Annotated in this window: 22 protein-coding genes and 1 tRNA gene; 11 read left to right on the forward strand and 12 right to left on the reverse strand. The window is 41.8% G+C overall.

The window, feature by feature from the left end; genetic code table 11:
* Nucleotides 1-18 precede the first annotated feature (18 nt).
* Nucleotides 19-543 (reverse strand): SRPBCC family protein, encoded by a 525-nt coding sequence (locus tag ACMX3D_RS25175; protein WP_482748523.1) that lies wholly within the window; start codon nt 541-543, stop codon nt 19-21.
* Nucleotides 544-984: 441 nt separating this feature from the next.
* Between ACMX3D_RS25175 and hemF the strand changes: the two genes are divergently transcribed.
* Nucleotides 985-2,028: an oxygen-dependent coproporphyrinogen oxidase gene (gene hemF / locus ACMX3D_RS25180; RefSeq protein WP_482748524.1), complete on the forward strand. Its 1,044-nt coding sequence runs from the start codon at nt 985-987 to the stop codon at nt 2,026-2,028.
* Between the two features lie 400 nt (nt 2,029-2,428).
* Entirely contained in the window at nt 2,429-2,797 is a 369-nt protein-coding gene (locus ACMX3D_RS25185; protein WP_193894915.1) for an STAS domain-containing protein, read from the forward strand.
* A gap of 60 nt (nt 2,798-2,857) precedes the next feature.
* Here the strand turns inward: ACMX3D_RS25185 and ACMX3D_RS25190 are convergent, their stop codons facing one another.
* Nucleotides 2,858-3,475: a CpcT/CpeT family chromophore lyase gene (locus tag ACMX3D_RS25190; protein WP_482748525.1), complete on the reverse strand. Its 618-nt coding sequence runs from the start codon at nt 3,473-3,475 to the stop codon at nt 2,858-2,860.
* A 176-nt stretch (nt 3,476-3,651) separates the two neighbouring features.
* On the opposite strand from ACMX3D_RS25190, the gene psb29 reads away from it, so the two are divergent.
* Entirely contained in the window at nt 3,652-4,359 is a 708-nt protein-coding gene (gene psb29, locus ACMX3D_RS25195) for a photosystem II biogenesis protein Psp29 (RefSeq protein WP_482748526.1), read from the forward strand.
* A 43-nt stretch (nt 4,360-4,402) separates the two neighbouring features.
* On the opposite strand, the gene ACMX3D_RS25200 is transcribed toward psb29, so the two are convergent.
* Nucleotides 4,403-5,191, reverse strand: coding sequence for a hypothetical protein (locus ACMX3D_RS25200; protein ID WP_482748527.1), 789 nt, complete (start codon nt 5,189-5,191; stop codon nt 4,403-4,405).
* A 375-nt stretch (nt 5,192-5,566) separates the two neighbouring features.
* Entirely contained in the window at nt 5,567-5,866 is a 300-nt protein-coding gene (locus tag ACMX3D_RS25205; protein ID WP_015113334.1) for a 30S ribosomal protein PSRP-3, read from the reverse strand.
* Between the two features lie 194 nt (nt 5,867-6,060).
* On the opposite strand from ACMX3D_RS25205, the gene ACMX3D_RS25210 reads away from it, so the two are divergent.
* Together ACMX3D_RS25210 and ACMX3D_RS25215 are read left to right on the forward strand one after the other, a co-directional pair.
* The gene (locus ACMX3D_RS25210; protein ID WP_482748528.1) at nt 6,061-6,852 is read left to right on the forward strand and encodes a TIGR01548 family HAD-type hydrolase; all 792 of its coding nucleotides are present in this window, start codon (nt 6,061-6,063) and stop codon (nt 6,850-6,852) included.
* Between the two features lie 104 nt (nt 6,853-6,956).
* Nucleotides 6,957-8,261 carry a phthiocerol/phthiodiolone dimycocerosyl transferase family protein gene (locus ACMX3D_RS25215; protein ID WP_482748529.1) on the forward strand — a complete coding sequence of 435 codons (1,305 nt, stop codon included), beginning with the start codon at nt 6,957-6,959 and terminating at the stop codon, nt 8,259-8,261.
* Nucleotides 8,262-8,271: 10 nt separating this feature from the next.
* Here ACMX3D_RS25215 and ACMX3D_RS25220 read toward each other — a convergent pair whose 3' ends face one another.
* The 3 genes from ACMX3D_RS25220 to ruvB all read right to left on the reverse strand — a co-directional run bounded on the left by ACMX3D_RS25220 (nt 8,272) and on the right by ruvB (nt 10,802).
* Nucleotides 8,272-9,078, reverse strand: coding sequence for a tetratricopeptide repeat protein (locus ACMX3D_RS25220; protein ID WP_482748530.1), 807 nt, complete (start codon nt 9,076-9,078; stop codon nt 8,272-8,274).
* A 135-nt stretch (nt 9,079-9,213) separates the two neighbouring features.
* Nucleotides 9,214-9,618 (reverse strand): DUF4351 domain-containing protein, encoded by a 405-nt coding sequence (locus tag ACMX3D_RS25225; protein ID WP_482748531.1) that lies wholly within the window; start codon nt 9,616-9,618, stop codon nt 9,214-9,216.
* Between the two features lie 83 nt (nt 9,619-9,701).
* Nucleotides 9,702-10,802, reverse strand: a complete 1,101-nt coding sequence (gene ruvB, locus ACMX3D_RS25230) for a Holliday junction branch migration DNA helicase RuvB (protein ID WP_482748532.1) — start codon at nt 10,800-10,802, stop codon at nt 9,702-9,704.
* A 156-nt stretch (nt 10,803-10,958) separates the two neighbouring features.
* Here ruvB and hisF point away from each other — a divergent pair, with 156 nt between their 5' ends.
* The 3 genes from hisF (at nt 10,959) to ACMX3D_RS25245 (ending at nt 12,198) form a co-directional block, all read left to right on the forward strand.
* Entirely contained in the window at nt 10,959-11,732 is a 774-nt protein-coding gene (gene hisF / locus ACMX3D_RS25235; protein WP_482748533.1) for an imidazole glycerol phosphate synthase subunit HisF, read from the forward strand.
* Nucleotides 11,733-11,837: 105 nt separating this feature from the next.
* The gene (locus tag ACMX3D_RS25240) at nt 11,838-12,029 is read left to right on the forward strand and encodes a hypothetical protein (RefSeq protein WP_015113328.1); all 192 of its coding nucleotides are present in this window, start codon (nt 11,838-11,840) and stop codon (nt 12,027-12,029) included.
* A 96-nt stretch (nt 12,030-12,125) separates the two neighbouring features.
* Nucleotides 12,126-12,198: transfer RNA gene (locus ACMX3D_RS25245), tRNA-Ala, on the forward strand.
* Between the two features lie 6 nt (nt 12,199-12,204).
* Here the strand turns inward: ACMX3D_RS25245 and ACMX3D_RS25250 are convergent.
* The 3 genes from ACMX3D_RS25250 to gndA all read right to left on the reverse strand — a co-directional run bounded on the left by ACMX3D_RS25250 (nt 12,205) and on the right by gndA (nt 17,674).
* Nucleotides 12,205-12,834 carry a response regulator gene (locus ACMX3D_RS25250; protein WP_482748534.1) on the reverse strand — a complete coding sequence of 210 codons (630 nt, stop codon included), beginning with the start codon at nt 12,832-12,834 and terminating at the stop codon, nt 12,205-12,207.
* 217 nt (nt 12,835-13,051) lie between these two features.
* The gene (locus ACMX3D_RS25255; RefSeq protein ID WP_482748535.1) at nt 13,052-15,958 is read right to left on the reverse strand and encodes a GAF domain-containing sensor histidine kinase; all 2,907 of its coding nucleotides are present in this window, start codon (nt 15,956-15,958) and stop codon (nt 13,052-13,054) included.
* A gap of 285 nt (nt 15,959-16,243) precedes the next feature.
* The gene (gene gndA, locus ACMX3D_RS25260) at nt 16,244-17,674 is read right to left on the reverse strand and encodes an NADP-dependent phosphogluconate dehydrogenase (RefSeq protein ID WP_482748536.1); all 1,431 of its coding nucleotides are present in this window, start codon (nt 17,672-17,674) and stop codon (nt 16,244-16,246) included.
* 314 nt (nt 17,675-17,988) lie between these two features.
* Between gndA and ACMX3D_RS25265 the strand changes: the two genes are divergently transcribed.
* Nucleotides 17,989-18,690, forward strand: coding sequence for a Ycf66 family protein (locus ACMX3D_RS25265; RefSeq protein ID WP_482748537.1), 702 nt, complete (start codon nt 17,989-17,991; stop codon nt 18,688-18,690).
* A 486-nt stretch (nt 18,691-19,176) separates the two neighbouring features.
* Nucleotides 19,177-20,277: a DUF7453 family protein gene (locus ACMX3D_RS25270; protein WP_482748538.1), complete on the forward strand. Its 1,101-nt coding sequence runs from the start codon at nt 19,177-19,179 to the stop codon at nt 20,275-20,277.
* A gap of 244 nt (nt 20,278-20,521) precedes the next feature.
* Here ACMX3D_RS25270 and ACMX3D_RS25275 read toward each other — a convergent pair whose 3' ends face one another.
* Both ACMX3D_RS25275 and ACMX3D_RS25280 read right to left on the reverse strand, forming a co-directional pair.
* Nucleotides 20,522-20,920 (reverse strand): helix-turn-helix domain-containing protein, encoded by a 399-nt coding sequence (locus ACMX3D_RS25275; RefSeq protein ID WP_482748539.1) that lies wholly within the window; start codon nt 20,918-20,920, stop codon nt 20,522-20,524.
* Nucleotides 20,921-21,077: 157 nt separating this feature from the next.
* Nucleotides 21,078-21,377, reverse strand: a complete 300-nt coding sequence (locus ACMX3D_RS25280; RefSeq protein WP_482748540.1) for a type II toxin-antitoxin system HigB family toxin — start codon at nt 21,375-21,377, stop codon at nt 21,078-21,080.
* A gap of 155 nt (nt 21,378-21,532) precedes the next feature.
* Here ACMX3D_RS25280 and ileS point away from each other — a divergent pair, with 155 nt between their 5' ends.
* Entirely contained in the window at nt 21,533-24,439 is a 2,907-nt protein-coding gene (gene ileS, locus ACMX3D_RS25285; RefSeq protein ID WP_482748541.1) for an isoleucine--tRNA ligase, read from the forward strand.
* The last annotated feature ends 73 nt before the right edge of the window (nt 24,440-24,512 follow it).

Consider the following 24,512-nt stretch of genomic DNA (forward strand, 5'->3'; position numbering starts at 1 on the left):
GCTTCTAGCCTCTAGCCTTTAAAAATCAAAACAACTATCATTAAGGGATTTTTTCTTACTGGATACCGCTTGCACTGCGGCATTTTCTACAGCTTCCACCAAAGAACGTGCAACCCGGTCTGCATAAGGACGAGAGAATGACCAAATCAAAGGGGATAACCAGCCTTTCAGTGTTACAGAATAAGACAAACAAGTACCACAAACAGTAGATTCCACTTGATAAGTAATTCGTTCTTCAACGCCAGGAATTGCCAGCACTCTCACACTCAAAAGTTCTCTGGGATTTACTCGTTCCACAAAAATGCGGATAGGAAACGGCGAAAAGCGTGTGACCGCTTGGTAAATTAATCCTGGTTTGGGTACTAATCCGTAGGGGACGTTGGTACTTTTGAGTAGAGGATGCCAAGAAACATCTGTTAAGTCAACTACCTTTTGCCATAGTTCATCTACCGAAGCGTAACTAATCTCTCGATACGTCCGTACTAGAGATGCACAAAACCGACGACGTTTGCGGTGGATGAATTTAGATAAACAACCTCGCATTTGCCTTATCCTCCTCGCTACAAACTTGCTGGTAACTCTGGTATGGTGAGCAATTATGTTTGCCCTTACGTAACATTTCTCAATATTGCTTTTGACTTAACAGGCACCGATTAGGCACAGATGACAACAAGGTTGTTAAGGCTGGAAACCGAGGCTTGCGGGGCATCGCCATCATCGGTACGGCATATACTAACTTGCCAGAAGCTGGTTGAACACCAGAATGTTCCCATCAAGAAGTACAAAAAAAACTGAGTCAATATACAAGCCTATACGCATTTGAGGGAAAATAACTCTAGTCATACACATCAATCGTGTAAAAACTTGACAAACAAACATTAATTTGAGCAAGTCGAGCTAAGAAATCAGTTCGGACTGCTTACAAATTTTTTACTGAAAATTTCTGGCTTTTTGGCAATTGTAATTTAAGGTTCGGGAATCTCTATGTTGACTAATTCGCACACGCCAACAGTAAAAGCAGCATCATCCAAGTTCTTACCGCCAACGGATGCTAAGGCTAGGGTGAGTCAGTTTATGAAACAGCTGCAAGACGAAATTACCCAGGCTTTGACTGAATTAGATGGTGTCGGTAAGTTTCAAGAAGATGCTTGGGAACGTCCAGAGGGTGGTGGTGGGCGATCGCGTGTGCTACGTGAGGGTAAAATCTTTGAACAAGCAGGTGTAAATTTTTCTGAAGTTTGGGGTTCTCATTTGCCGCCCTCGATTCTCAAGCAACGCCCAGAAGCCGAGGGACACCAATTTTATGCTACAGGCACTTCCTTAGTGCTACATCCTCGAAATCCTTATGTCCCCACTGTTCACTTAAACTACCGTTATTTTGAAGCTGGGCCAGTATGGTGGTTTGGCGGTGGTGCTGACTTGACACCTTACTACCCCTTCGCAGAAGATGCTGCCCATTTCCATCAAACTTTGAAACAGGCTTGTGATCAACACCACGCCGAGTATTACCCAGTGTTTAAGCGTTGGTGCGATGAATATTTTTATTTGAAACACCGCAATGAAACACGCGGTGTAGGCGGTTTGTTCTTTGATTACCAAGATGGTCAAGGTACTTTATATCGCGGCCCTGACCCCAATGGCCCAGCAGCAAATTACAGCGATCAAGTAGGGGTAGTAGAACAACGGACTTGGGAAGATTTATTTGCTTTTATCCAAAGCGGTGGTAGGGCTTTTCTACCAGCCTATGTACCAATTGTCCAACGGCGACATGAAACAGAATATGGCGATCACCAACGGAATTTCCAACTCTACCGTCGTGGTCGGTACGTTGAATTTAACTTAGTTTACGACCGTGGCACAATTTTTGGACTCCAAACCAACGGACGCACCGAATCCATTCTCATGTCTTTACCACCCTTAGTGCGCTGGGAATATGGTTATCAGCCTGAACCCAATTCCCCCGAAGCCGAGTTGTACGATACTTTCCTCAAGCCTCAAGACTGGATAAATTGGACAGCAATTGACTAAGGTAAGGTGCTTTGTAATCCCCCTGAAGTTGGATTAATTTGCTAGTCAAGTTCAGTGTTGGGTGCGTTGTATAGGAATATAAAATTTTTCATATTCGTTACTTGGCACTCAGCGCTTTCAACTCAGCACTTTCATTAGCACTCAGCACTTTTTTAGTGAGTTACACTACTAAAGGTAAGCACCTAGTAATTAGGTGACTATTTTAGCTATAACTTGTTCATCTCAAGTGTCAGCACTGGATAGTCCTCTCAAATGGTGAGTCAATTAATTTACCAAGATGCTGGAAAGCTTTCATTCAAGCGAAAGTAAGTATTAGTAAATAAGTAAGTTCTTTGACTTACCAACCTCAGGCTCAATCCAGCAATAGTCAATTTGAAAATGAGTGCCACGGGGATTTTTAGTGATAAAAATAGAACAAACAACCTATACAACCCAGGACGGTAATACCGTCATAGTTTTAACACCAGCTGGTCGCCTAGATATAACCACAGCTTGGCAATTCCGCCTGAAGTTGCAGGAATGTATTTCTAAACTCAGCCGTCATGTAGTGGTGAATCTTGGTCAGGTAAATTTTATTGATAGTTCTGGTCTCACGTCTTTAGTTGCGGGGATGCGTGATGCGGATAAAGTCAAAGGCAGTTTCCGCATCTGCAACGTACATCCAGAAGCCAAACTCGTGTTTGAAGTCACGATGATGGACACAGTATTTGAAATTTTTGAAACAGAAGAGGAAGCTTTAGAAGGTGTTCCTCGTAGTATTGCCAGTTGAGAACTAGAGGCTAGGGACTAGAGGTGCTTAGGCTAGTATTTTTTACTCAGCACTCAGCACTCAGCACTCAATACTATCAAGTGAGTACTGTTCTCGTTTCGTGTAGCGATAAGGGCCTAAAATCGCTCCCCAAGTTGCTTTTCCTGTCTCCGGGTCAATTCCTTTGTCGTAGCTGTAAAATTCTGCTGCTGTGGCTGCAAAACCTAAGGAAACTTGGATATTGTTGCCTTGGTAATTAAAGCTGCAACGAGTCTCGGTTGGTTGGGTAGCGATAAACTTGTAGTTTTTGGGAGCTAACTCTTCCTGGGTAAGTGTGAGTATACACCCTGGTAACAAATCCAATTGTTCGACTGTGAGTGTCTTGAGTAAAGCAGGATTACGGCCTGCGCCACTTAAGGCACTTGGCTCTTTTGGCATATAGTACTGGATTTGCAAAGGTGCATTAGAATCTTTGCCTGCCATTAATCGCATAATTCGCTGGCGATAAGGGCGGTCTAAGTTGACAATATTAGCTTGTTCGGCAAACAAGGTAATACTGTCTTCTGCGAATAAGTTAACTGGTCTTTGCCACATACGTAGGTGAACATACCAAGCAGGTTCTGCTAACGCCTGTTCCCGATTGTCAAATTCACCAGCTATGTATTTACCCAGAGTAATCAGAAGAGGTGAAAGGTTCATAAATTGCGATGCCCAATCCAAAATATTTTATAGCTGGTTGTTGAGCATAATAATATTGATCCCCCTTATGCTACCAAATGAACTCAAGATTCTGATGAGAAACCCGAACTTGGCAAAGTAGCCTTTAAGGGAGACAATAAAATAACTTCGCCCTTAACATTCTTAATATTTTCTTTGTGAATAACGTCCGTACTGTCTCTGACACAAAGCGAACTTTCTATTCTTTACATACCCGTCCCATCAACACAATCTATCGTCGGGTAGTGGAAGAGTTGATGGTGGAAATGCATCTGCTATCAGTAAATGTTGATTTTAGTTACAATCCAATTTATGCCTTGGGCGTTGTCACAACCTTTGACCGCTTTATGCAAGGCTATCAACCGGAACGAGACAAAGAATCAATTTTTCAAGCTATCTGTCAGGCTGTAGAGCAAGAACCGCAACGCTATAGACAGGATGCTGAAAGGTTACAAGCTTTGGCGAAAAGTTTAGCAGCTAATGATTTAATTGCTTGGCTTAGCCAAACAAATCATTTAGCACAAGATGCTGATTTGCAAGTACAATTGCAGGCGATCGCCAACAATCCCCAATTTAAATACAATCGCTTGTTCGCTATTGGTTTATTCTCCTTATTGGAGCAGTCTGACTCAGAGTTGGTGAAAGATGAAAAGCAACGCACTGAAGCAATAAAAACTATTGCGGCTGGTTTGCATTTATCTGACGAAAAACTCAACAAAGATTTAGAGTTATATCGCTCTAATCTAGAGAAAATGTCGCAAGCATTAGCGGTAATGGCAGATATGCTGTCTGCTGACCGTAAAAAACGCGAACAACGCCAACAACAATCTACTGCACCAGTTACTCCCCCAACTGCTAACGAATAGTTGACTGTAATAAATCATCCATCGTCAAAAGCAATTAATTTATTTAATCCTTGGGAGGAAAAGTAATTTTGTTACCCGCAGGAGTGCTAATTACCTTTCCTCCCAAGGCCTCAATTTCTCTGACTACTCTTTTGCGAGTTTTTTCATCAACATTATTGTTTAATACCATTGCCCAAGTAGCAATGCGTGCGTATGTACCATCAGGATTACGGCTCAAAAATAGAGCAGTTTGCTGAGAATTCTGTGCTATGTATTTACTTTCAAGATCTGAATAGTTATTTGCCCAATTTGCTGTCATAGTGAAAGAATTTTGCGCGGCTTGAGAATTTCCTAAAAATAATAATTCGTCAATTCCTTTGTAACGCCACACATAATAAGATTTTTCCGGAATTTGAGGAGTCATGGAATGCAAACCCTCATTAATTAATTTTATGGAGCGTTCTGGCATAGCAGCATACATGGAAATACTAGTAGAAAGACTTACGTAAGCTCCTAAAAATCGTGGATCATTTTTAATAATGATCTCAAAATATTCTGGGCTAAGACTATAACCTGTTTTTTCTCGAACTTCATCATCGCCAAAATATTGTAAGAAACTTAGATAAACGCAATTAGCTATAAAGTTTTTATAACCAAAGCTTGGTAATTCCTTCAGTAAACTCAGGCGGAGATGTTCCTTTTGAATATCTTGTTCTAGAATTTCTAACGAAGCAGTTTGTTTGTTAATTAACAGCGATTGTAGTCGGGGAAATTGAAGGGCGCTAACGCCTAATACACTGAAACAGGCTACCAAAGGCGTAATTAAAGCTTGATAAGATAAACGCAACAGCATACGGGGATATTTTTTGCAGTTATAATCACCCTATTGTATGCAATGTTACTCGTATTCAGTATTTAATTTAAATAATTGCTAAGTTATTTATGATACTGACTAAAAATTGTCAAAAGTTAGTTACTAAACAAAATTCATCACTTGTATATCAGCGATGAATCATTTTTCTACAGATAGTCTATCTGTTGCATTCTTTTTTCAAATTGGGCAAGAAAAGCCAATTGCTCAGGTAGAAATATTATTCTAGTATATTGACTCAACATTGGTTGCTGCTGTTTGTTAGCCCTGTTGCACAAGTTTTTGATTGTGACAGCAGGGACAAGAGCAGCAAACTGTGAAGGCTTGTAAAACAGCAAAAGAGCTACTTGTGCAATATCAAGCACTACCTGTGAAAGCGACTTCGGGAAACTTCAACTGAGCTTCTGCCATTGGACGGTTTCTACCTTCCTCTTGCCAGTAGTTAATCACTTCTGTTGCTTTATTGAGCAATTCAACGCGATCTAGCTCAGTAATCCAGTGTTTGGATTCGAGTTCCTTTTTTAACTCTTCCCAAGCATCATTTCTGGGCCAGAAAAAGTACTTCGTTAAAGGACTGGTTCCTTTTCCTACAACTTGGTCAACTGCTAGGGCAACGTTATCTTCCAACCAAAGAATTTTGAGAATGAACTTGGTCAATCACACCTCCGGGAAATATCCGGGCATTACGTACTAAGTTTGCGATTGCTTATTGTAACTTAATATCTCACTCAATGACCAAACTTTTAAAGGAGTGGGAAGTGGGGAATAGGGAGTAGGAAAGAAGTATTCATCATGAATACTTATCCCATTTAAAATCTGAAAAGCTTAAATCTTTCTTTATTGATGCAATCATGACTGCACAAGCTTTAGCACGAGCAATTGTTGTTTTTGATATTGATGGCGTTGTGCGCGATGTTAGCGGGTCTTATCGCCGCGCGATCGCCGATACTGTAGAGGAGTTTACAAACGCCGCATATCGTCCCACACCGTTAGATATTGACCAACTCAAGTCTGAAGGAATTTGGAACAACGATTGGGAAGCTTCCCAAGAATTAATTTATCGTTACTTTGAATCTCAAGGACAGCCACGAGTACAACTCAAGCTAGATTACAAAACTATTGTTGCCTTCTTTCAATCTCGTTACCGTGGCCCAGACCCGAATCATTTCACAGGATATATTTGTGATGAACCTTTATTGTTAAGCTCAGGCTATTTACAACAGCTAACTGAAGCCCACATTGCTTGGGGATTTTTTAGCGGTGCGACTCGCGGTTCTGCCAATTACATTTTAGAAAAACGTTTGGGTTTGCAATCTCCAGTATTGATTGCAATGGAAGATGCACCTGGTAAACCAGATCCTACAGGGCTGTTTGCTACTGTTGATAAGTTAGAAAATGGACAAACAACCAACACCACTGTCATTTATGTGGGCGATACTGTTGCTGATATGTACACAGTAGGTAAAGCACGAGAATTGCAGCCGCACCGTCCTTGGATTGGTGTTGGAGTGTTACCACCTCACGTACAAGAAACAGCAGCACGCTCTCAAGCTTATAGTGAAACACTTCAAAAAGCGGGAGCAAAAGTGGTTTTGAGTAATGTCGAGGAGTTAAATCCAGTCAAGATAGCAGAACTATTGTAGTGATGAAATAATCACTGGCTGGCATTGGGAATACTTAAGCAGAGAAAGCGATCGCATTTTCTTGTTTCGTAATGCTTTTATTCCCAATAGCTCAAAATCTACTTATGGCAGTCAATCGTGAACTTACTCCCATTGAGGAGGGTTTAGAAATAGTAAATCAGACTGGTGGTACATTCAATGTAGTGACAATTAGCCGAATTATTGGGTCTTTAGAAGAAAGAATTTTAAGACAAGCTCTTGATATAGTACAGTGTCGTCATCCTCTGCTGAACTCTCGGATAGTTAATTCGTTTAATAGTTTCCGCTTTGCAACAAAAGCGATTCAGATTCCTTTGCGTATTGTTAATAATCTCGATAACCAACATTGGAAAGAGGTGGTTGTCGCAGAAATGAATTTAAAAATTGAGAGTCACGTAGGTTTAGCGCGATGTGTACTAATCAAACCTCGGAATGAAAATAATGTCAATTATTTAATCACAATCTTGCATCACGCCATATCTGACGGTTTATCAAGCGTCCAACTGCATTCAGAGATATTAACTTATTGCCAAAAAATTGCGGCTGGTGAATTAATCAATTCAGTTGATAGTTTGCCTGAATTACCGCCTATTCAACAACTGCTACCAGAATCGATGCAAGGATGGCGGGGTGTGGTGAAAGGTATTTTCTTATTATTGAATTTGCAATTTAAGCAGTTATGGTATCAGCCAAAAGCCTTGGATTTTGAGCAGTGTGTACCGATAGAATCTCGTCGTAGTGGTATGGTTCACCGACAGCTAGACAAGGAATTAACTGAAAAACTGGTGAATTTTTGCAGAAAGGAAAACACAACAGTACAAGGTGCTTTGTGTGCAGCGTTGATGTTTGCCGCAGCTAATAAAATCTCTGGTGATAAAAGGAAAGATGTTTGTTTAAGTTGTTGGTCATATGTTAACTTGCGTCAAAGGTTGCGATCGCTGATCAGTGAAAATAATCTGAGTATGTTGGTTTCTTCTATTACTTCATTTCATACTCTCAAAATTCACACATCCTTCTGGGATTTAGCACGAGAAGTCAGACAAAATTTAATCGCAGGCTTACAGTCTGATCATCTCTTTGGCATCATGATGATGTACAAGCAGATTATCAAAACCTTACTGGCACAACCTAATCAAGCACCTGCAAGTGTGGCTGTTACTAATATTGGACAAGTCAAAATTCCAAAATTTTACGGTGAATTTGAATTAGATCAAATTAGTTTTTTGCCAGCACAAGGAGTGTTTGGTGGTGTTGTGAGTGCGGCTGTGGCAACTTTTGACAGCAAAATGAACTTGAATTTTATATTTTCTCTGCCATCAATTAGTCAAAATTCGATGGAAGAATTGGCAGACAATGTAATTGCCTGCCTGAAGAATGCTTGTGAGTTTTAGGTTTCCCTGATTATTGAAGTTTCAAAAACTTATCTAATGCAGCCACTAGACTAGGCGGCCAACGGCGGATATTTTGCACCCAGTTGATATCTTTGTAACGGTTATCCAGTCCATAGGCGGCTACCCAATTGCTTTCGGCTTCGCCTTTTTGTCCATTTACCCAATAAGCAGCGGTTAAAGCAGCACGTACATCGGCAAATTTGGGATATTTCCGGGCAATATTTCGCATTTCGCGGATTGCTTGCTCGATTTGACCAGTTTCATATAAAGCAATGGCATAATTAGCACGGGCAAAGGCGAAATTTGGGGCAACTTCGGTAGATTTTTTATAATCTGCGATCGCATCCTCCCACTTACCTAAACCTGCTTTGGCATTACCACGATTGTTATAGCCCATTGCATCTTTAGGATCTAATTCTAAGACGCGGTTGTAGTCTGCGATCGCATCCTCCCACTTACCTAAACCTTCTAAAGCTGTACCCCGATTCAAATAGGGGTCTGTCACCTTTGGAGCCAATTCTACAGCTTTGTTGTAGTCTGCTAATGCTTCTTGCAGTTTATTCTGACTCACCCGCGAATTTCCGCGATTACTCCATGCACCCGCATTGGTAGGGAATTTCTCAATAATTTTTGTCCAATATTTTTCAGCCGTGGCAAAGTCACCCTTATTCGTCGCTGCAAATGCTTGATTTTTCCATTCTTCACCTTGTTGCAGTTCCTCTTGTGTGAAGTTGGGTTGTTGGGATTGTGCCATGACTGGTTGACCCCAGCCAAACACAAGTAACAGACAAAGAACAACACTAATTAACTTAATCATCTGGGTTTACCTGTGTCTATCTGCGGTGGAGAGTCCACAATTTATCATGGCGAAAACTGTCTCATACAGCAAGCCAGAACCGCCAAACTTTCTGCACAACCTCTAAAATTCAAACCAGATGATGGCGCTACTAATTTATTGTCCAATCGCTTCTAACCAAGCGTGCAAATCCGCGAGGCTACCAAAGTCTAACAGTGCTTCGCTCAAATCTTCGAGAACAGGTAAAGGTAAACCAGAAATTGACGAACGTATTTCCTCTGATAACTCTCCAAACCGCTTAGTCAATTGTCGCCTAATTAAGTTAGCAGCTTCTTCCGTTCGTCCTTCTTCTTTAATTTCACGGTAAACTCTTGTTTCTTGAAGTGTTATTCCTAACATCGACTTTACCTCGGCTCGACTTAATATTTCAAATTTGGGTTCTTTGACAGCTACCGAATCAAACCTATAGACACACGCATTTTTTGGACTATTTGTCAATAGCTCAAATAATAAATTGGGGGATTGTTGAAATAGCTTGTAAAAAATCGAATCTCGACGCATGAAGCATTCTATTTAATTTGTTCAGCTTGCGATCGCATCATCCCACATCCCCCGAAGCGTGATTGCGATCGCACTCTATCCCTTCACAAAATAGACAACTGCTGATTCGGTGGATTGAATCCCATGTGCTGATATGCAGCTTTAGTGGCAATACGACCACGTGGTGTACGACTTAAATAGCCAATCTGCATCAGGTAAGGTTCGTAAACTTCTTCAATTGTTTGGGTATCTTCACCTGTAGCAGCGGCGATGGTTTCTAAACCTACAGGGCCACCATTAAATTGCTCAATAATTACACTTAGCATTTTGCGGTCTGTCCAATCTAAACCGCATGGGTCTACTTGGAATAGTTGGAGTGCTTCAGCAGCTACGCTTTTGGTAATTTCTGATTGTTGTTTGACTTCCGCATAATCACGTACTCGTTTAAGTAATCGATTGGCAATTCGCGGTGTACCTCTGGAACGACGAGCAATTTCTGTCGCACCATCAGGTGTAACATTGGTTTGCAATAGTTGAGAACTACGGAGAACAATTTGGCTAAGTTCATCCACTTCATAAAAGCGTAACTTCTGCACTAAGCCAAAGCGATCGCGCAAAGGTGAAGTCAAAGCCCCAACGCGGGTTGTAGCTCCTACTAAAGTAAATTTTGACAATGGTAAACTTCTAATCCGGGCGCTTGTACCTTTGCCAATGGTAATATCTAAGCGATAATCCTCCATAGCTGGATAAAGAATTTCCTCAGTCATCCTGGAAAGACGATGAATTTCGTCTATGAATATGATGTCTCCGGGTTTAAGGTTCACTAATAACCCGACAATATCTCTTGGCCGTTCTAAGGCTGGCGCACTCGTAATTTTATAGTTGACCCCCATTTCTGATGCTAAAATCATTGCCATTGTTGTTTTACCCAACCCCGGCGGGCCGTATAACAACAAATGATCTAGCACTTCACCCCGTGATTTTGCGGCTTTGATGGCAATCTCTAGAACGTCTTTTAAATCTTTCTGCCCAATGTAATCGGCAAATCGCTGTGGTCGGATACTCTCTTCTTGCTTTCCTTGTTCATCAAAGGCGGCTTCAGGTTGCAAAATATGTTCTTGGGAAGATGCTTTTACTGATTCCCGCTGCTCTTTGGGTTGTTTGTTTGGTTCTGGAGGCTGTTTTTTCGAGGAGATTATCGCCATAATTCAGCTATTAACTTTGACTTGGGGACTGGTTGAGCGCCATCGACATCGCAATACTTGAGAATAATCCTCAGATGCGAAAATTTTGGTTTGGAAAGACACGTACCAATTTAAAATTTAGATTCCGGGCAATGAAGAAGAAGTGGAGAATTTATTATGTTATCTAAAAGGATCTTACCTTGCTTGGATGTGAAGGCGGGACGAGTTGTAAAAGGAGTTAACTTTGTCAATCTCCAAGATGCAGGTGATCCCGTTGAGTTGGCAAAGGTTTACAACGACGCTGGGGCAGATGAGTTAGTGTTTCTGGATATTACGGCGACTCATGAAGACCGGGATACAATTCTTGATGTGGTTTATCGTACTGCTGAACAGGTCTTTATTCCGCTAACTGTAGGCGGCGGAATTCAAACCTTAGAAAATGTTAAAGCTTTGTTACGAGCCGGAGCCGACAAGGTTAGTATTAACTCTGCGGCAGTACGTGACCCAGACTTAATTAATCGTGCAAGCGATCGCTTTGGTAATCAATGTATAGTTGTTGCAATTGATGCCAGACGCAGAATAGAACCGGAAAATCCTGGTTGGGATGTGTATGTACGTGGAGGGAGGGAAAACACAGGTTTAGATGCTCTCAAATGGGCGGCTGAAGTTGAACAACGCGGTGCAGGAGAACTATTAGTTACAAGTATGGATGCTGATGGTACTCAAGCAGGCTATGACTTAGAGTTAACCAAAGCGATCGCCGAATCAGTACAAATTCCCGTAATTGCCTCTGGGGGTGCAGGCAATTGTGAACATATCTACCAAGCTGTCACTGAAGGTAAAGCAGAAGCCGCATTATTAGCGTCATTACTGCACTACGGTCAATTAAGCGTGTCAGAAATTAAGAATTATTTGCGCAAGCGGTCTATACCAGTACGCTTGTACTCATAAGCTCAAAGATATCATTAAAATCTAGATACCTGATACCTAAATTGAATACTGTTCTCGAAAACGATGTTAATATTAGTTTATAAGTATTAATAAATATTAAGAATTATGTTGATTCCTATTTTATTATTTGATGTAGCACTAGTAGCATGGTCACTGCATCTAATGGAAAAAGCCTACGAGAACAAAGAATTTTCTCTGATGTTGGCAGGTACATTGGTAGCTCTCGCTGCTGCTGCCATGTTAGTAGTCTACTTTCTCATGGGTCACTGTATGACCTACCTATTACAAGTTTCATAAACAGACTTGTGGGATAAATTAGGTATTTAAATTCATTCCATAAAAAATACTTGACAAGTAAGAAATTATTAAGGCAAAATTAAAAATGGGCTTTCCGGGGTTATAGCTCAGTTGGTAGAGCACCTCAATGGCATTGAGGGGGTCAGCGGTTCGAATCCGCTTAGCTCCATTTAGTTTAAAGACTAACAATTCCACGTTTTAAGGCTGTAATAACTGCCTGGATGCGATCGCCAACTCCCAACTTGCTGAGAATATTATTGACATGATACTTGACAGTCCCTTCTGATATTTGCAAAACAGCACCAATTTCCTGATTAGTTTTGCCAGTAGCCATGAGGCGGATTACGTCTAGTTCACGTCCGCTCAGTTGCAAAATACCTACTCGCTCTGCAAGTTTGGCTCCTACAGAAGGCGGAATGTACTTCTGTCCAGTATTCACAACGCGAATAGCGGCAAGTAATTCATCAGGTTCAGCATCTTTCAACAAGTAACCTTTTGCTCCAGCCTTAAGCCCGCGATAGATGTCTTCGTCACCGTCGTAGGTAGTCAACACAATAATTTGGCTGTTTTCAAACTCGTTACAGATGGCGGTAATAGCTGCGACTCCATCCATTGCTGGCATCCGCAAATCCATCAGAGTAACATCAGGTTGATATTGACGAAATGCGATAACTGCTTCATACCCGTTACAAACCTGTCCGACAACGGCCATGTCTGGTTCTCGATCAATCATTGCGGCTAAACCCTGGCGAACAACGGGATGATCGTCAACAATCAAGATGCGGATTGGATTTTGCGAAGTCATACCTTATACCAATTTTGGATTTTAGATTTTGGATTTTGGATTGAAAACCTTGATTTATCAACTATTACAGAAGTTTGAAACAAGACTACTTATGCCAATTTAGTATTAGTCAGCAAGATTATCTTTGAGATACTAGAAATTTTGCGACATTATTACATTGATACATTTCTGGACTCAGGCGATCGCACTATATACAGTATCAGTATTTTTTGTATTATTACTTACTTCTTTTAATCAGTACTGTAATTTCCGTTCCTTTTCCTGGGAGACTTTGGATTGTTAAGTGTGCGCCGATGCGATCGCAACGTTCTTTGATACCCATCAGTCCAAAACCTTGAATAGTAGACAAACTATCTGTTTGAAATCCTAGTCCATTGTCTTTGACCCGTAAAAGAAATTGTCTCGGTTCATACACCAGTTCAATTTTGATTCTATTAGCAAATGCATGTTTTATAGAATTTGTCAATGCTTCTTGCCCAATACGTAGCAAGTTATTTTCTACCTCTACTGTTAGAGGATATTCCTTGCCGATAACAGTGCAGCTAGTCTGCGTGTCACTAGAAACAGACATTTGGGTAGCAAGGCGGTGAAACGCTTCATACAAATTACTAGTTTCTAAGATTTGGGGACGTAGGGCGTTGACTGAACGCCGTGCTTCAGCCAGTCCTTCACGCGCTAAATCTCGCGCTTGGGTAATATGTGCTTGCACATCTGCCAATTCTCCCGGAACTATTCTAGAGGCAGCCCCTAACTGTACAATTACACCTGTAAAAGCTTGAGCCAAGGTATCATGGATTTCTCGCGCCATGCGGTTACGTTCTTCTAAAATTGCAGCTTGGCGGCTCTGCTCGGCTAAATGAGTCAAATGAATTGCTAATGTCGCTTGTTGTGCCAACGCCATAATCAATTCAATATTTTGCGGTAAGCTAGTTCTCGGTTCGCGGAAGCACAAACCAATAAATCCTAAAGGACGAGAACCTAGAATCAACGGTACACGGACAATAGAACGATGTCCTTGATTGCGATGCCACTTAATTGCAGCATCAACCTGTTCATCCCAGTCATCCAAATTAAAGAAAATCGCCTCGCCTTTAAAAAGTGCTGCTTTCCAAAAAGAAAGAAGTTTACCTGTTACAGGTACTCTAAATTGTTCTAGTTCAGCAGATGTTTTAATAGGTAGCACCCGTCCTGCTCGCACATATCGTTTCATGAGTTTTGTATTGGAAGTTTCATTGTAGAGAAACAGTGCGGCCGCATAAGATTTAGCTTGAGCAGAGGCTTCTAGCAGAATATGTTCCCAAAATGTTTCTAAGTCTGGTTCATCTGCCAATCGATTGACACAGCCTCGCAATGATTCATTAGCTCTGACAAGTTCAGCAATTTGTTTTTTGGCAGCTTTTTCTTGTTCTTTGAGGATAGCGGCTTGTTTTGCGGCTTCAGCTAACTGAGTCAGCTGAATTGCTAGTGTTGCCTGATGTGCCAAGGCTTGAGCTAGTTCAAATTCTTCCGGGTTCAAGGTAGCTTTTTGGGTGAATGCTAATCCCAAAAAACCCAAGGCGATGTCACCCAACATCAGCGGAATGCACATAGCTGTCTGATGTCCGCGTCTGCGATGCCATGCCAAAGCTACAGGCCAATGTTCTGGATGAGCGTTGTCCCAAATCGCAAATTCTAATGGCTGTTTCGTTTGGATCATGATTTCCCACGCCTTGGTCATATCTGCGGGAATTGGTTCTAGAAAAGGTTCAATGTTTTGTAATTGGTCTTTGGGAAATACCTGATTTGCTTCAGAACCTAAATGCAACCGCAGGGTGTGGGAGGGAGAATCGTAGAGGAAAAGATGCGATCGCTCTGCACCCAGTTGATGTTGAATTTCTAAGATGACATGACCAAGAAATGTATCAAGTTCAGAGTCAGCAGCAAGGCGATCAAGACTATTTTTGAGTGCTGTATTAGCTTTAGACAATTCTGCAACTTTTTCTTCCGCAGATTTGGCACGTTCTGCAATCAAGCGCTCAACTAACATTTTACGGTGCAGTGCGGCTCCAATACTCTCCGCCGCTGTGGTGAGGACATCAATCTCTTGCTGACTCCAATGACGCGGGGTAATACAATCATCGAAAGCCACACAGCCGATGTAACGTCCTTCGATAAAGATGGGAACAACGCCTGTTGACTTGATTGTCAGCTTTTCTATTCGTAGCTGCGTAACCTTGGGCAATTCATCTATGACTCGCCAGATAGATTGTCCTTGATAAAGTGGCTGAATTAAAACTTGAAAATCATCATTGTCCATCACAGACATATCAAAAGAGTGATGATCGACAATTCCTGATGCAACCCACTCATAGGCTACACAGTGCTGTAGTTTTTGGGTAGATTGGTCTTGACGTTCGAGGATAAGCAAAACGCGACTCATGTTTGCTACCTCCCCAACTGCTTGTAAAGCTGTTGGAATGGCGACATCAATATCTTCCGTGTCTAAGAGATTTTTTGTAACTTGGGCAACTACAGAAAGTAAGCGATCGCGCTGTTGCAACTCTTGATTAACTTTCGCCAATTCTGCTATGCGTCTTTGTTCAGCTTGTTGTGTACGTTGACGCTGAATTGCACTGCCAATACAAGCGGCGACAGTTTTGAGCAAAGCCAATTCAGCTACTCCCCGGTGCTTGGCTTCACGACAGTCATCAAAACCAAATACTCCCCAGCACTGACCTTCAACAAAAATCGGGACAACGTGCAGTACCTTGACACCCAGTGAGGCTTGTCCACTACGAAATGGCTCAGGCATTTCCTCTAGTAGATAGCTAATGCTGTTTCCCTGATTAATAAGTTCATACCACTCTGCAATTCCTCCTTCTTCATAAATGCCTTGAGCTTCATGAAGATGGGAAATTTGGGAAACTGTGTGAGGTGAATCCCATTCATACAAAATTTTCCAGCAGTGTAAAGGCGCAGATGGGTGATAAAAATTCTCGATAACCGTAACGCGATCGCAATCCAAACTTTCACCAATCAGTTTCAGGGCGGTATTTACAGCTTCGTCAAAGTTATCAATGGTGAGTAATGCATTAGTAGCGGTTGCTGTTGCTTCTAATATGGCGTGATTTTGAATTGACTCCATAGATAAAATTAGGAGCTTGGATCATTTAGGAATTATTGGTCATCACCATTAAATATGCAAGCTTGAGGTGTAATACCGTTTTACTTTAAGTTTGATACAAATAGGCCGCAGGGAAGCAGGGCGCAGGGGGAAAGAGTAAACAACCAATGAATTTCTATCAGGATTTTTGTGAAATAGTGTAACAGTAAAAAGAAAGTGACTCTGAATTTCAGAGTCACTTTCAAATATGCAGCCGATCGCAATTTAAACTTTCACAATATGCTCATAACTTAGAGACATGAAAGTTTACTTTTTAGCTTCAGTGATGGGAACCCATTCAGTGTGGAAACTACCGGGCTTATCAAGACGCAGATAAGTGTGTGCGCCGAAGTAATCGCGTTGTGCTTGAGTAAGGTTTTGGGGCAAGCGATCGCGGCGATAGCTGTCAAAATAATCTAGAGAAGCGCTAAATGCTGGTACAGGAATACCTAATTTTGCAGCAGTAATGATGACTTCCCGCCAAGCTGCTTGTCTGTCAAGAATTGTTTGCTTAAATTCAGGAGCCAAGAGCAAGTTAGGCAATGCAGGATTTTCGGTAAATGCCTTCTTAATTTTATTCAAGAAGCCAGCACGAATAATACAGCCACCTTTCCAAATCCGGGCTAATTCACCCAAATCTAAATTCCAGTTATATGTTTTGGAAGCTGTAGATAGCAATGCCATCCCTTGAGCATAAGAACAAATCTTAGAGCAATACAAAGCATCCCGGACTTTGTTAATAAACTCTTTGGTAGTACCGTCATATTTGCCACTGGGGCCTGTGAGTTGCTTAGATGCTGCTATCCGCTCGTCTTTAATCGAAGAGATGATCCGAGCATTCACTGCTGCTGTAATTGTGGGAATCGAAACTCCTAATTCCAAAGCAGTTTGTACAGTCCAACGACCAGTTCCCTTTTGACCCGCTGCATCCACAATCAAATCTACTAGGGGTAGACTGGTGTCTGGGTCAATGTAAGGGAAGATATTAGCTGTAATTTCAATCAAAAATGAGTTGAGTTCGTCGGTAGTGTTCCATTCAGCAAACACTTCGTGAAGCTGATTGTGGTCAAGTCCACCGGCATTCTTCAACAAGTCGTAGGCTTCAGCAATGAGCTGCATGTCACCGTACTCAATGCCGTTGTGTACCATCTTCACATAGTGACCGGAACCACCAGGGCCAACGTAGGTTACACAAGGGCCGTCATCAACTTGGGCAGCAATTTTATTGAAAATTGGTGAGAGATACTCATAAGAACTTTGGGTTCCACCAGGCATGAGAGAAGGGCCGTTTAATGCGCCTTCTTCACCACCACTCACACCCATACCGAGAAACCGCAGACCCAGGGGTTCTAATTCTTCGGTACGTCTTTGGGTATCTTCAAACCAAGAGTTGCCACCATCAATAATGATATCGCCTTCATCAAGCAAAGGTTTTAGCTGCTGAATCACCGCATCCACTGGTTTACCAGCTTGTACCATTACCAGAATTTTGCGGGGACGTTCTAATGCTGCAACGAATTCTTCTAAAGTAAAGGCTGCTTTAACGTTCCGCCCTGGCGCACGCTCGGCCATGAAAGCATCGGTTTTTTCGCGGGAGCGGTTGTATACTGCAATTGGAAAGCCATTGCGTTCTACATTCAGAGCGATGTTCTCGCCCATAACGGCTAATCCAATCACACCAAAGCTTTGTAGTGTCATAACTAGTTTGGCTAACTCTTGCAGATTCTTTCATCTTTTAGGGTAATCCGAGAGTTTCTCTTATCCCCTAAAGAAGACATTAAGAGTTACTTTGATTGGTAAAAGCTCAGAACTAACATCACATATAACAAGTTTTAAATTGTATCTAAGTCAACAATTGTGCTGGAAAATTTGCAAAATTGGAATATCTAGTTTAGGGATTAGGCCGCAGGGATAAAGGATTAAATTAGGCATAATTTTTGATTAAATTAAGATAATTTTTCCAGTATCCAGTACCCAATCCCCAAGGAAAAATAGTTAAGGAGTAACCAAAAATGCTGGCATACGTCCTAGCTTTGGTGGTCGGTCTTGGTAGTTTAGCACTTTACATATCAGCTTTCTTTTTTCCCGAAATCCATCGCAAGAATGATTTTATTTGGAGTGGCATTGGGCTGTTTTACGCTTTAGTATTATGGGTATTTGCACCACGCATTTGGGGAGGTTTATTACTAGGTCATCTGGCTAGTGTGGCTCTTTTAGTGTGGTTTGGTTGGCAAACTTTATCACTCCGGCGACAGCTAACGCCGCAGGTACAACAAACACCAGTACCTAGTTCGGAAGCAGTGAAAACTTCAATTCAAGAACAAGTAACAAAGTTATCGCTTCAAGAACGTTTAGGAAAGTTGCAACAAAGTTTGAGTAGCACTTTTGGCGGTGTAAAAGGCAAGGTACAACAATCTGCTAGTAAAAATGCACCAGTAGAGAAACCCACTGTTGAGATTATTGACAAAACTACACCCATACCAGAACAACCTTTTGAAGAAGTATCTGTTACTACAGACAGCGCACCTACAACTGAGAGTGTCCCGGAAGTAACTCCGCCACAACCTCCGTCTCCCGAATTGGTAGAAGCAGCACAAACAGAAACTGAAGCCAAACCCCATATTCCTGTAGAAGAAATTGCTCCCGATGCAGTACTAGCTCCCCCCGCAGAAGCACCACCAGAACAAATACCACCGAATAATCAAGGTAGTTGAATTTACTAAAACTAAAAAGTTGTTGACTGTTGACAGTTAGCAGTCAACAATTTTATGAAGTGATTCTGCAATAGACTTCTTGCAGAAGTCGAGAACAGGGAACGGGGAACGGGGAGTAGCCCCAAGTTCTTTCTGTTCCCTGTTACAGGAGATCTAATCAATATGTGTTTTATCTGACAAATAGTTTGCTAGGGGTACACAGTAGGCTGTGCGCTCTTACACCGCATCTTAAAAATTAATCTTTGTGCGTAATTCCTGACATGATTCGCTGCTTCACCTCGAATAAACAGTTAATAAGCAGCTTAAATCTAGCTTTTAGCAAAAAATTATCAAATTTAACAATATTTGTACCTTTATTGTGGATTTAAATGTTTCAAAATGCACAATATTGCGAGATTATGAATTTGAAAATTCACAGTTATATCACTGTGGATAAATCAATTTTGACCAATTATTATTAACAGAACGTCGCGGACAAAACGCATAATGACAGTAAATACACTGAAACGTTGCTTGGTAGCTACAACAGTTAGCCTAGCCGTGAGTTGGCTGGCAACAGGTAAAGCTTGTGCTTACACCTACACTAAAATCGCCGACAACAGTAATTCCACCTTTACCGACTTTAGCCATTACCCCGTTATTAATAATGGAGGGAATGTTGTGTTTGGGGCTAACCCATCTCCAGATGGAGGAACAACTGATATCCTAATTGGTAGCGGTGGGCAAACCACTACCATAGCTAGTGCTTCTACTAGTAATGTTTTTAGCTTGTTTGGCAACTTTCCTGTACTCAACGACTTAGGAACTGTTGCATTCAAGGCTAACCTAGATAGCATCGGTAGTGGTATCTTCAGTATTAGTAACGGAACAGAGAACTCTATCGCCACAAGTAGCCTTGCTAGAGGTGCTTTTGACGAGCCAAAAATCAATAATAATGACACTGTTGTTTTTAGAGATTATTCAAATTCTGCCATTGTCATGTCTACTGGTGGGACGACTAGTACTATTGCAGACACCCAGGGAGCCTTCAGCGATTTCCCCAGCGGATATGCAATCAATGATGCAAACAGTACTGCCTTTGTCGCTAAGTTGAAAATCGGCGGTTATGCTATTTGCGTCAATACTAATGGAGTCACAGATCAATTAATTTACACTAAGGCTCCGTATAGCCCATTTAGCTTTCTCTACAATCCAGCTATTAACATTTTTGGCACAGTGGCATTTAAAGGTCTACTGAAAGTAGGAGGCCAGGGTGTTTATACTACTGATGGTCAAAATACAATGACAATTGCCGATAGCATCGGCCCTTTTTACTCTTTTGAAAATCCCTCCATCAACGATGTAGGTAATGTTGCCTTTAAAGGTGTTTTGGACAATGGTAGTTTGGGTATCTTCACTGGCCCAGACCCTGTGACTGATAAAGTGATTGCGACAGGCGATACACTGTTTGGTTCGACAGTTACAGACGTTTATGTCTCTGGTAAGAGCCTGAATAATAACAATCAAATTGTCTTTTATGCCAAGCTGGCAAATGGTACAACTGGCATTTACCGTGCTGATCCTGAACCTGATGCCATACCACAGTAAGCAAAGCCATAGACCACACCAAAAAATCGTGCCAATCTTGCCTGGTTTTTGAAATTGTAGGAGCGATCGCCAGCCTATATCCTATGATAACTACCCATCTTGTTTTTAGTAGGAATCAGGCATTTACATACACAAACCACTGACGATGGCACAGAGGCACGATTTTTCTTATCAGCCAAAATTTTGAGAACAGACACAGATTATAAACATAATAATTTAGCTAAAAGCAGTACTATATTTACTACTAAATAAACAATGCTGGAGAAACATGAAAAAATTCTCCTAGTGCTTTTGCTTGAGCTTTACTAATTGCTCTATTGCCATTCACAACTTCAGAAACTACACCTTTAGAACCAATAATTCCTACTAAATCAGATTGTTTAATTCCTCGTGATTCCATCAAATGCTTGAGGATTGCGTGAGATGATGATGGTTCAATGGGATAGTTTTTGTTTTCAAACTCTTCAATGAGAGTAACTAAAAGCTGTAGTATGGCGGTTTGTTCTGGTGTACGATTTTTACACGCCATTAATTTTTCAACAGTTTCTAGAGTGCGATCGTATTCTTCTTCTGTTGTGATAACTTTAGGTTGAAGCTCTACCAAAAGTTGGCTATAAGTGGTTGTATCAAAAGAAGTGGTCATATAACTTATCGCCCGATCAGCGGCGGCCTGTAATAAAAGTTTTACTTCCGTTAACGGCGAAGACCCGTCTCATAACTTACCCCAATCACCAAAAGTAAGTATGACTTTTAGCTACTACCAAATAGTGCAACCTAAGATTAATTGTATCTAAAACATATCAAAAGAAAGGGTCATTTTTCCATTTTTCTTTATCGTAATCAGCGTGAGTCAAAAAATATTTATAATAAACAGTCTGGATTTCATAATCAATGCTAACAATTAGGCGATAAGTATTACCTTTGATGTTGAAGATTGTAAAATTACCTACTACATCTGCTGTTGGGTAAAATGGTCTAACTTCGTTGAAGTTTTGCCATGATGCAGATTTCACTACTTGATACCAAGAGTTCACTGACTCTACTGCATCTGGATATTTACCAGCATCAGCACGTAAATTACGAATGCTGATTAGGTGCATTTTTTATTTTTGATATTAAAACTAAATATTTGGTTATTGTGTACAACTCACATTATGTTCTCAAAACGAGAACTTGTTGTCAAGTTCATTTTTTTCGCTTCCTACCATCTTCTATAATTGATAAAACCTGCACATATATTCTTAGGCATGAAGCTGTGACGGAAACTGGAAGTTACAAAGACACTGTAAATCTACCTAAAACTAATTTTGATATGCGGGCTAACGCCATCAAGCGTGAACCTGAAATTCAAAAGTTTTGGGCAGACAATCAAATTTTTGAACGCCTATCACAAGAAAATCCAGGCGAATTATTTATACTGCATGATGGGCCTCCCTACGCAAATGGCTCTCTGCATATTGGTCATGCCTTAAATAAAATTCTCAAAGATATTATTAATCGCTACCAGTTGTTACAAGGGCGTAAGGTTCGTTATGTGCCTGGTTGGGACTGCCACGGCTTACCAATTGAACTGAAAGTTTTGCAAAATCTCAAGTCAGCAGAACGACAAAGTTTAACGCCTTTGCAATTGCGGCAGAAAGCTAAAGAATTCGCTTTAGCAACAGTAGATGACCAACGCCAAAGTTTCAAACGCTACGGTGTTTGGGGTGACTGGGATAACCCATATCTAACGCTGAAACCGGAATATGAAGCGGCGCAGATTGGTGTATTCGGGCAGATGGTATTAAAAGGATACATCTATCGCGGGTTGAAGCCTGTTCATTGGAGTCCGAGTTCTAAAACTGCGTTAGCTGAGGCGGAGTTGGAATATCCAGAAGGTCATACTTCCCGCAGTATCTATGCGGCTTTTCCGGTGACTGGGTTGTCGGAGTCCGCAAAATCAGCGTTGGGTGAGTATTTGCCAGAGTTGGGTGTGGCTGTCTGGACTACTACGCCTTGGACAATTCCTGGTAACTTGGCTGTGGCGGTGAATGGGGATTTGAATTATGCGGTTGTGGAAGTCTCACGCAAAGACGCGGAGGCGCAAAGTAATTTCAAATATCTCATCGTTGCGGCTGATTTGGTGGAACGGTTGGCGGCGACTATTTCTGCTGAGTTGACGGTGAAGGCTACTTTTAAGGGTAAGGAGTTAGAACATACTACTTACCGTCATCCTTTATATGATCGCGAAAGTCCGGTTGTAATTGGTGGTGATTACATCACTACTGAGTCGGGTACTGGCTTGGTACATACTGCCCCAGGTCATGGTCAAGAAGACTACATTGTGGGTCAGCGTTACGGTTTGCCCATCCTTGCGCCAGTGGATGATAACGGCAACTTTACCGAGGAAGCGGGACAGTTTGCTGGGTTGAATGTGTTGGGTGATGGAAATCAGGCGGTAATTGATGCGCTGGCGGCGGCGGGTTCGCTGTTGAAGGAGGAACCATACCAACATAAATATCCTTACGACTGGCGGACGAAGAAACCAACGATTTTCCGGGCGACGGAACAGTGGTTTGCTTCGGTGCAAGGATTTAGGGATGAAGCATTAAAGGCGATCGCATCGGTAAAATGGATTCCAGCCCAAGGTGAAAATCGCATCACGCCAATGGTGGCGGAACGTTCTGATTGGTGTATTTCTCGTCAACGGACTTGGGGTGTTCCCATCCCGGTGTTCTACGATGAAGCCACAGGCGAACCACTGCTAAATGAGGAAACTATCGCCCACGTTCAAGGAATCATTGCTGAGAAGGGTTCGGATGCTTGGTGGGAATTGTCGGTAGAGGAATTATTACCAGAGTCCTATCGCAACAATGGCAAGTCTTACCGCAGAGGTACAGACACAATGGACGTATGGTTTGATTCTGGTTCATCTTGGGCGGCTGTACTTAAGCAACGTCCAGAGTTACGCTACCCCGCCGATATATATTTAGAAGGTTCCGATCAACATCGCGGTTGGTTCCAGTCGAGTCTGCTTACCAGTGTAGCGGTAAATGACATTGCGCCTTATAAAACTGTGTTAACTCACGGCTTTGCTTTGGATGAGCAGGGGCGGAAGATGAGCAAGTCTGAGGGGAATGTAGTTGACCCCAATGCAATCATTGAAGGCGGGAAAAATCAAAAATCAGACCCAGCTTATGGTGCAGATGTACTGAGATTGTGGGTATCGTCGGTAGACTACTCCGGTGATGTCCGCATCGGTAAAAATATCATCAAGCAACTGAACGATGTGCGCGGTAAGATTCGTAATACAGCGCGGTTCTTGCTGGGAAGCTTGCATGATTTCGACCCCGACAAAGATGCAGTACCTTTCGAGGAACTGCCAGACTTAGATATGTATATGCTGCACCGCATTCGTGAGGTGTTTCAAGAAGTTACGGAAGCGTTTGAAAGTTTCCAATTCTTCCGTTTCTTCCAAACAGTGCAGAATTTCTGCGTGGTGGATTTATCTAACTTTTATTTAGATATCGCCAAAGATAGACTCTATATCAGTGCAACCAATGCTTTCCGTCGCCGCAGTTGTCAGACAGTGATACACATCGCGCTACAAAATTTAGCACGAGCGATCGCACCTGTTCTCTGCCATACTGCTGAAGATATCTGGCAATATCTCCCCTATAAAACACCCTACAAATCAGTGTTTGAATCTGGTTGGGTACAGGTAGAGGATAAATGGCATAATCCCGAATTAGCAGAGTTTTGGCAACAACTCCGGCAAATCCGTACTAGCGTCAATCAGGAATTGGAGCGAGCGAGGGTAGAAAAATTAATCGGTTCTTCCCTGGAAGCTAAGGTTTTGTTATATGTCTCTGATTTGGAACTGCGTAAACACCTAGAATCGCTTAACCCTCACTCAATTGAGCAAGGTAACGGCGTAGATGAGTTACGTTATCTGTTTTTAGTATCTCAAGTTGAACTAGCAGATTCTCCTCTTAAACAGGCAGAAGAACAGATAGAAGCATCTAAATTGCTAGGTACTGAGAAGTTTACAACCATTAATGTTGTAAATGCAGATGGGGAAAAATGCGATCGCTGCTGGAACTACTCAACCCATGTGGGAGAATCAGCTGAACATCCCTTATTGTGCGAAAGGTGCGTTTCTGCCTTAGCTGGGGAGTTTTAAAACAGGTTTAACATGAATGTAGGGGCGTTTGATGAAACGTCTCTACGTTTATGTATAAATTGATATTTTCCAA

This window comes from Anabaena sp. TISTR 8404 (genome assembly GCF_056847745.1).

Excerpts from the sequence above, each read along its gene's own strand:
- hisF (WP_482748533.1), top strand. The coding sequence starts at position 10,959 with ATGTTATCTAAAAGGATCTTACCTTGCTTGGATGTGAAGGCGGGACGA.
- ACMX3D_RS25240 (WP_015113328.1), top strand. The coding sequence starts at position 11,838 with ATGTTGATTCCTATTTTATTATTTGATGTAGCACTAGTAGCATGGTCA.
- gndA (WP_482748536.1), bottom strand. The coding sequence starts at position 17,674 with ATGACACTACAAAGCTTTGGTGTGATTGGATTAGCCGTTATGGGCGAG.
- ACMX3D_RS25210 (WP_482748528.1), top strand. The coding sequence starts at position 6,061 with ATGACTGCACAAGCTTTAGCACGAGCAATTGTTGTTTTTGATATTGAT.
- ACMX3D_RS25175 (WP_482748523.1), bottom strand. The coding sequence starts at position 543 with ATGCGAGGTTGTTTATCTAAATTCATCCACCGCAAACGTCGTCGGTTT.
- ACMX3D_RS25220 (WP_482748530.1), bottom strand. The coding sequence starts at position 9,078 with ATGATTAAGTTAATTAGTGTTGTTCTTTGTCTGTTACTTGTGTTTGGC.
- ruvB (WP_482748532.1), bottom strand. The coding sequence starts at position 10,802 with ATGGCGATAATCTCCTCGAAAAAACAGCCTCCAGAACCAAACAAACAA.
- ACMX3D_RS25190 (WP_482748525.1), bottom strand. The coding sequence starts at position 3,475 with ATGAACCTTTCACCTCTTCTGATTACTCTGGGTAAATACATAGCTGGT.
- ACMX3D_RS25270 (WP_482748538.1), top strand. The coding sequence starts at position 19,177 with ATGACAGTAAATACACTGAAACGTTGCTTGGTAGCTACAACAGTTAGC.
- ACMX3D_RS25280 (WP_482748540.1), bottom strand. The coding sequence starts at position 21,377 with ATGCACCTAATCAGCATTCGTAATTTACGTGCTGATGCTGGTAAATAT.
- ACMX3D_RS25250 (WP_482748534.1), bottom strand. The coding sequence starts at position 12,834 with ATGACTTCGCAAAATCCAATCCGCATCTTGATTGTTGACGATCATCCC.
- ACMX3D_RS25275 (WP_482748539.1), bottom strand. The coding sequence starts at position 20,920 with ATGACCACTTCTTTTGATACAACCACTTATAGCCAACTTTTGGTAGAG.
- hemF (WP_482748524.1), top strand. The coding sequence starts at position 985 with ATGTTGACTAATTCGCACACGCCAACAGTAAAAGCAGCATCATCCAAG.
- ACMX3D_RS25215 (WP_482748529.1), top strand. The coding sequence starts at position 6,957 with ATGGCAGTCAATCGTGAACTTACTCCCATTGAGGAGGGTTTAGAAATA.
- ACMX3D_RS25255 (WP_482748535.1), bottom strand. The coding sequence starts at position 15,958 with ATGGAGTCAATTCAAAATCACGCCATATTAGAAGCAACAGCAACCGCT.
- ACMX3D_RS25200 (WP_482748527.1), bottom strand. The coding sequence starts at position 5,191 with ATGCTGTTGCGTTTATCTTATCAAGCTTTAATTACGCCTTTGGTAGCC.
- ACMX3D_RS25265 (WP_482748537.1), top strand. The coding sequence starts at position 17,989 with ATGCTGGCATACGTCCTAGCTTTGGTGGTCGGTCTTGGTAGTTTAGCA.
- ACMX3D_RS25225 (WP_482748531.1), bottom strand. The coding sequence starts at position 9,618 with ATGCGTCGAGATTCGATTTTTTACAAGCTATTTCAACAATCCCCCAAT.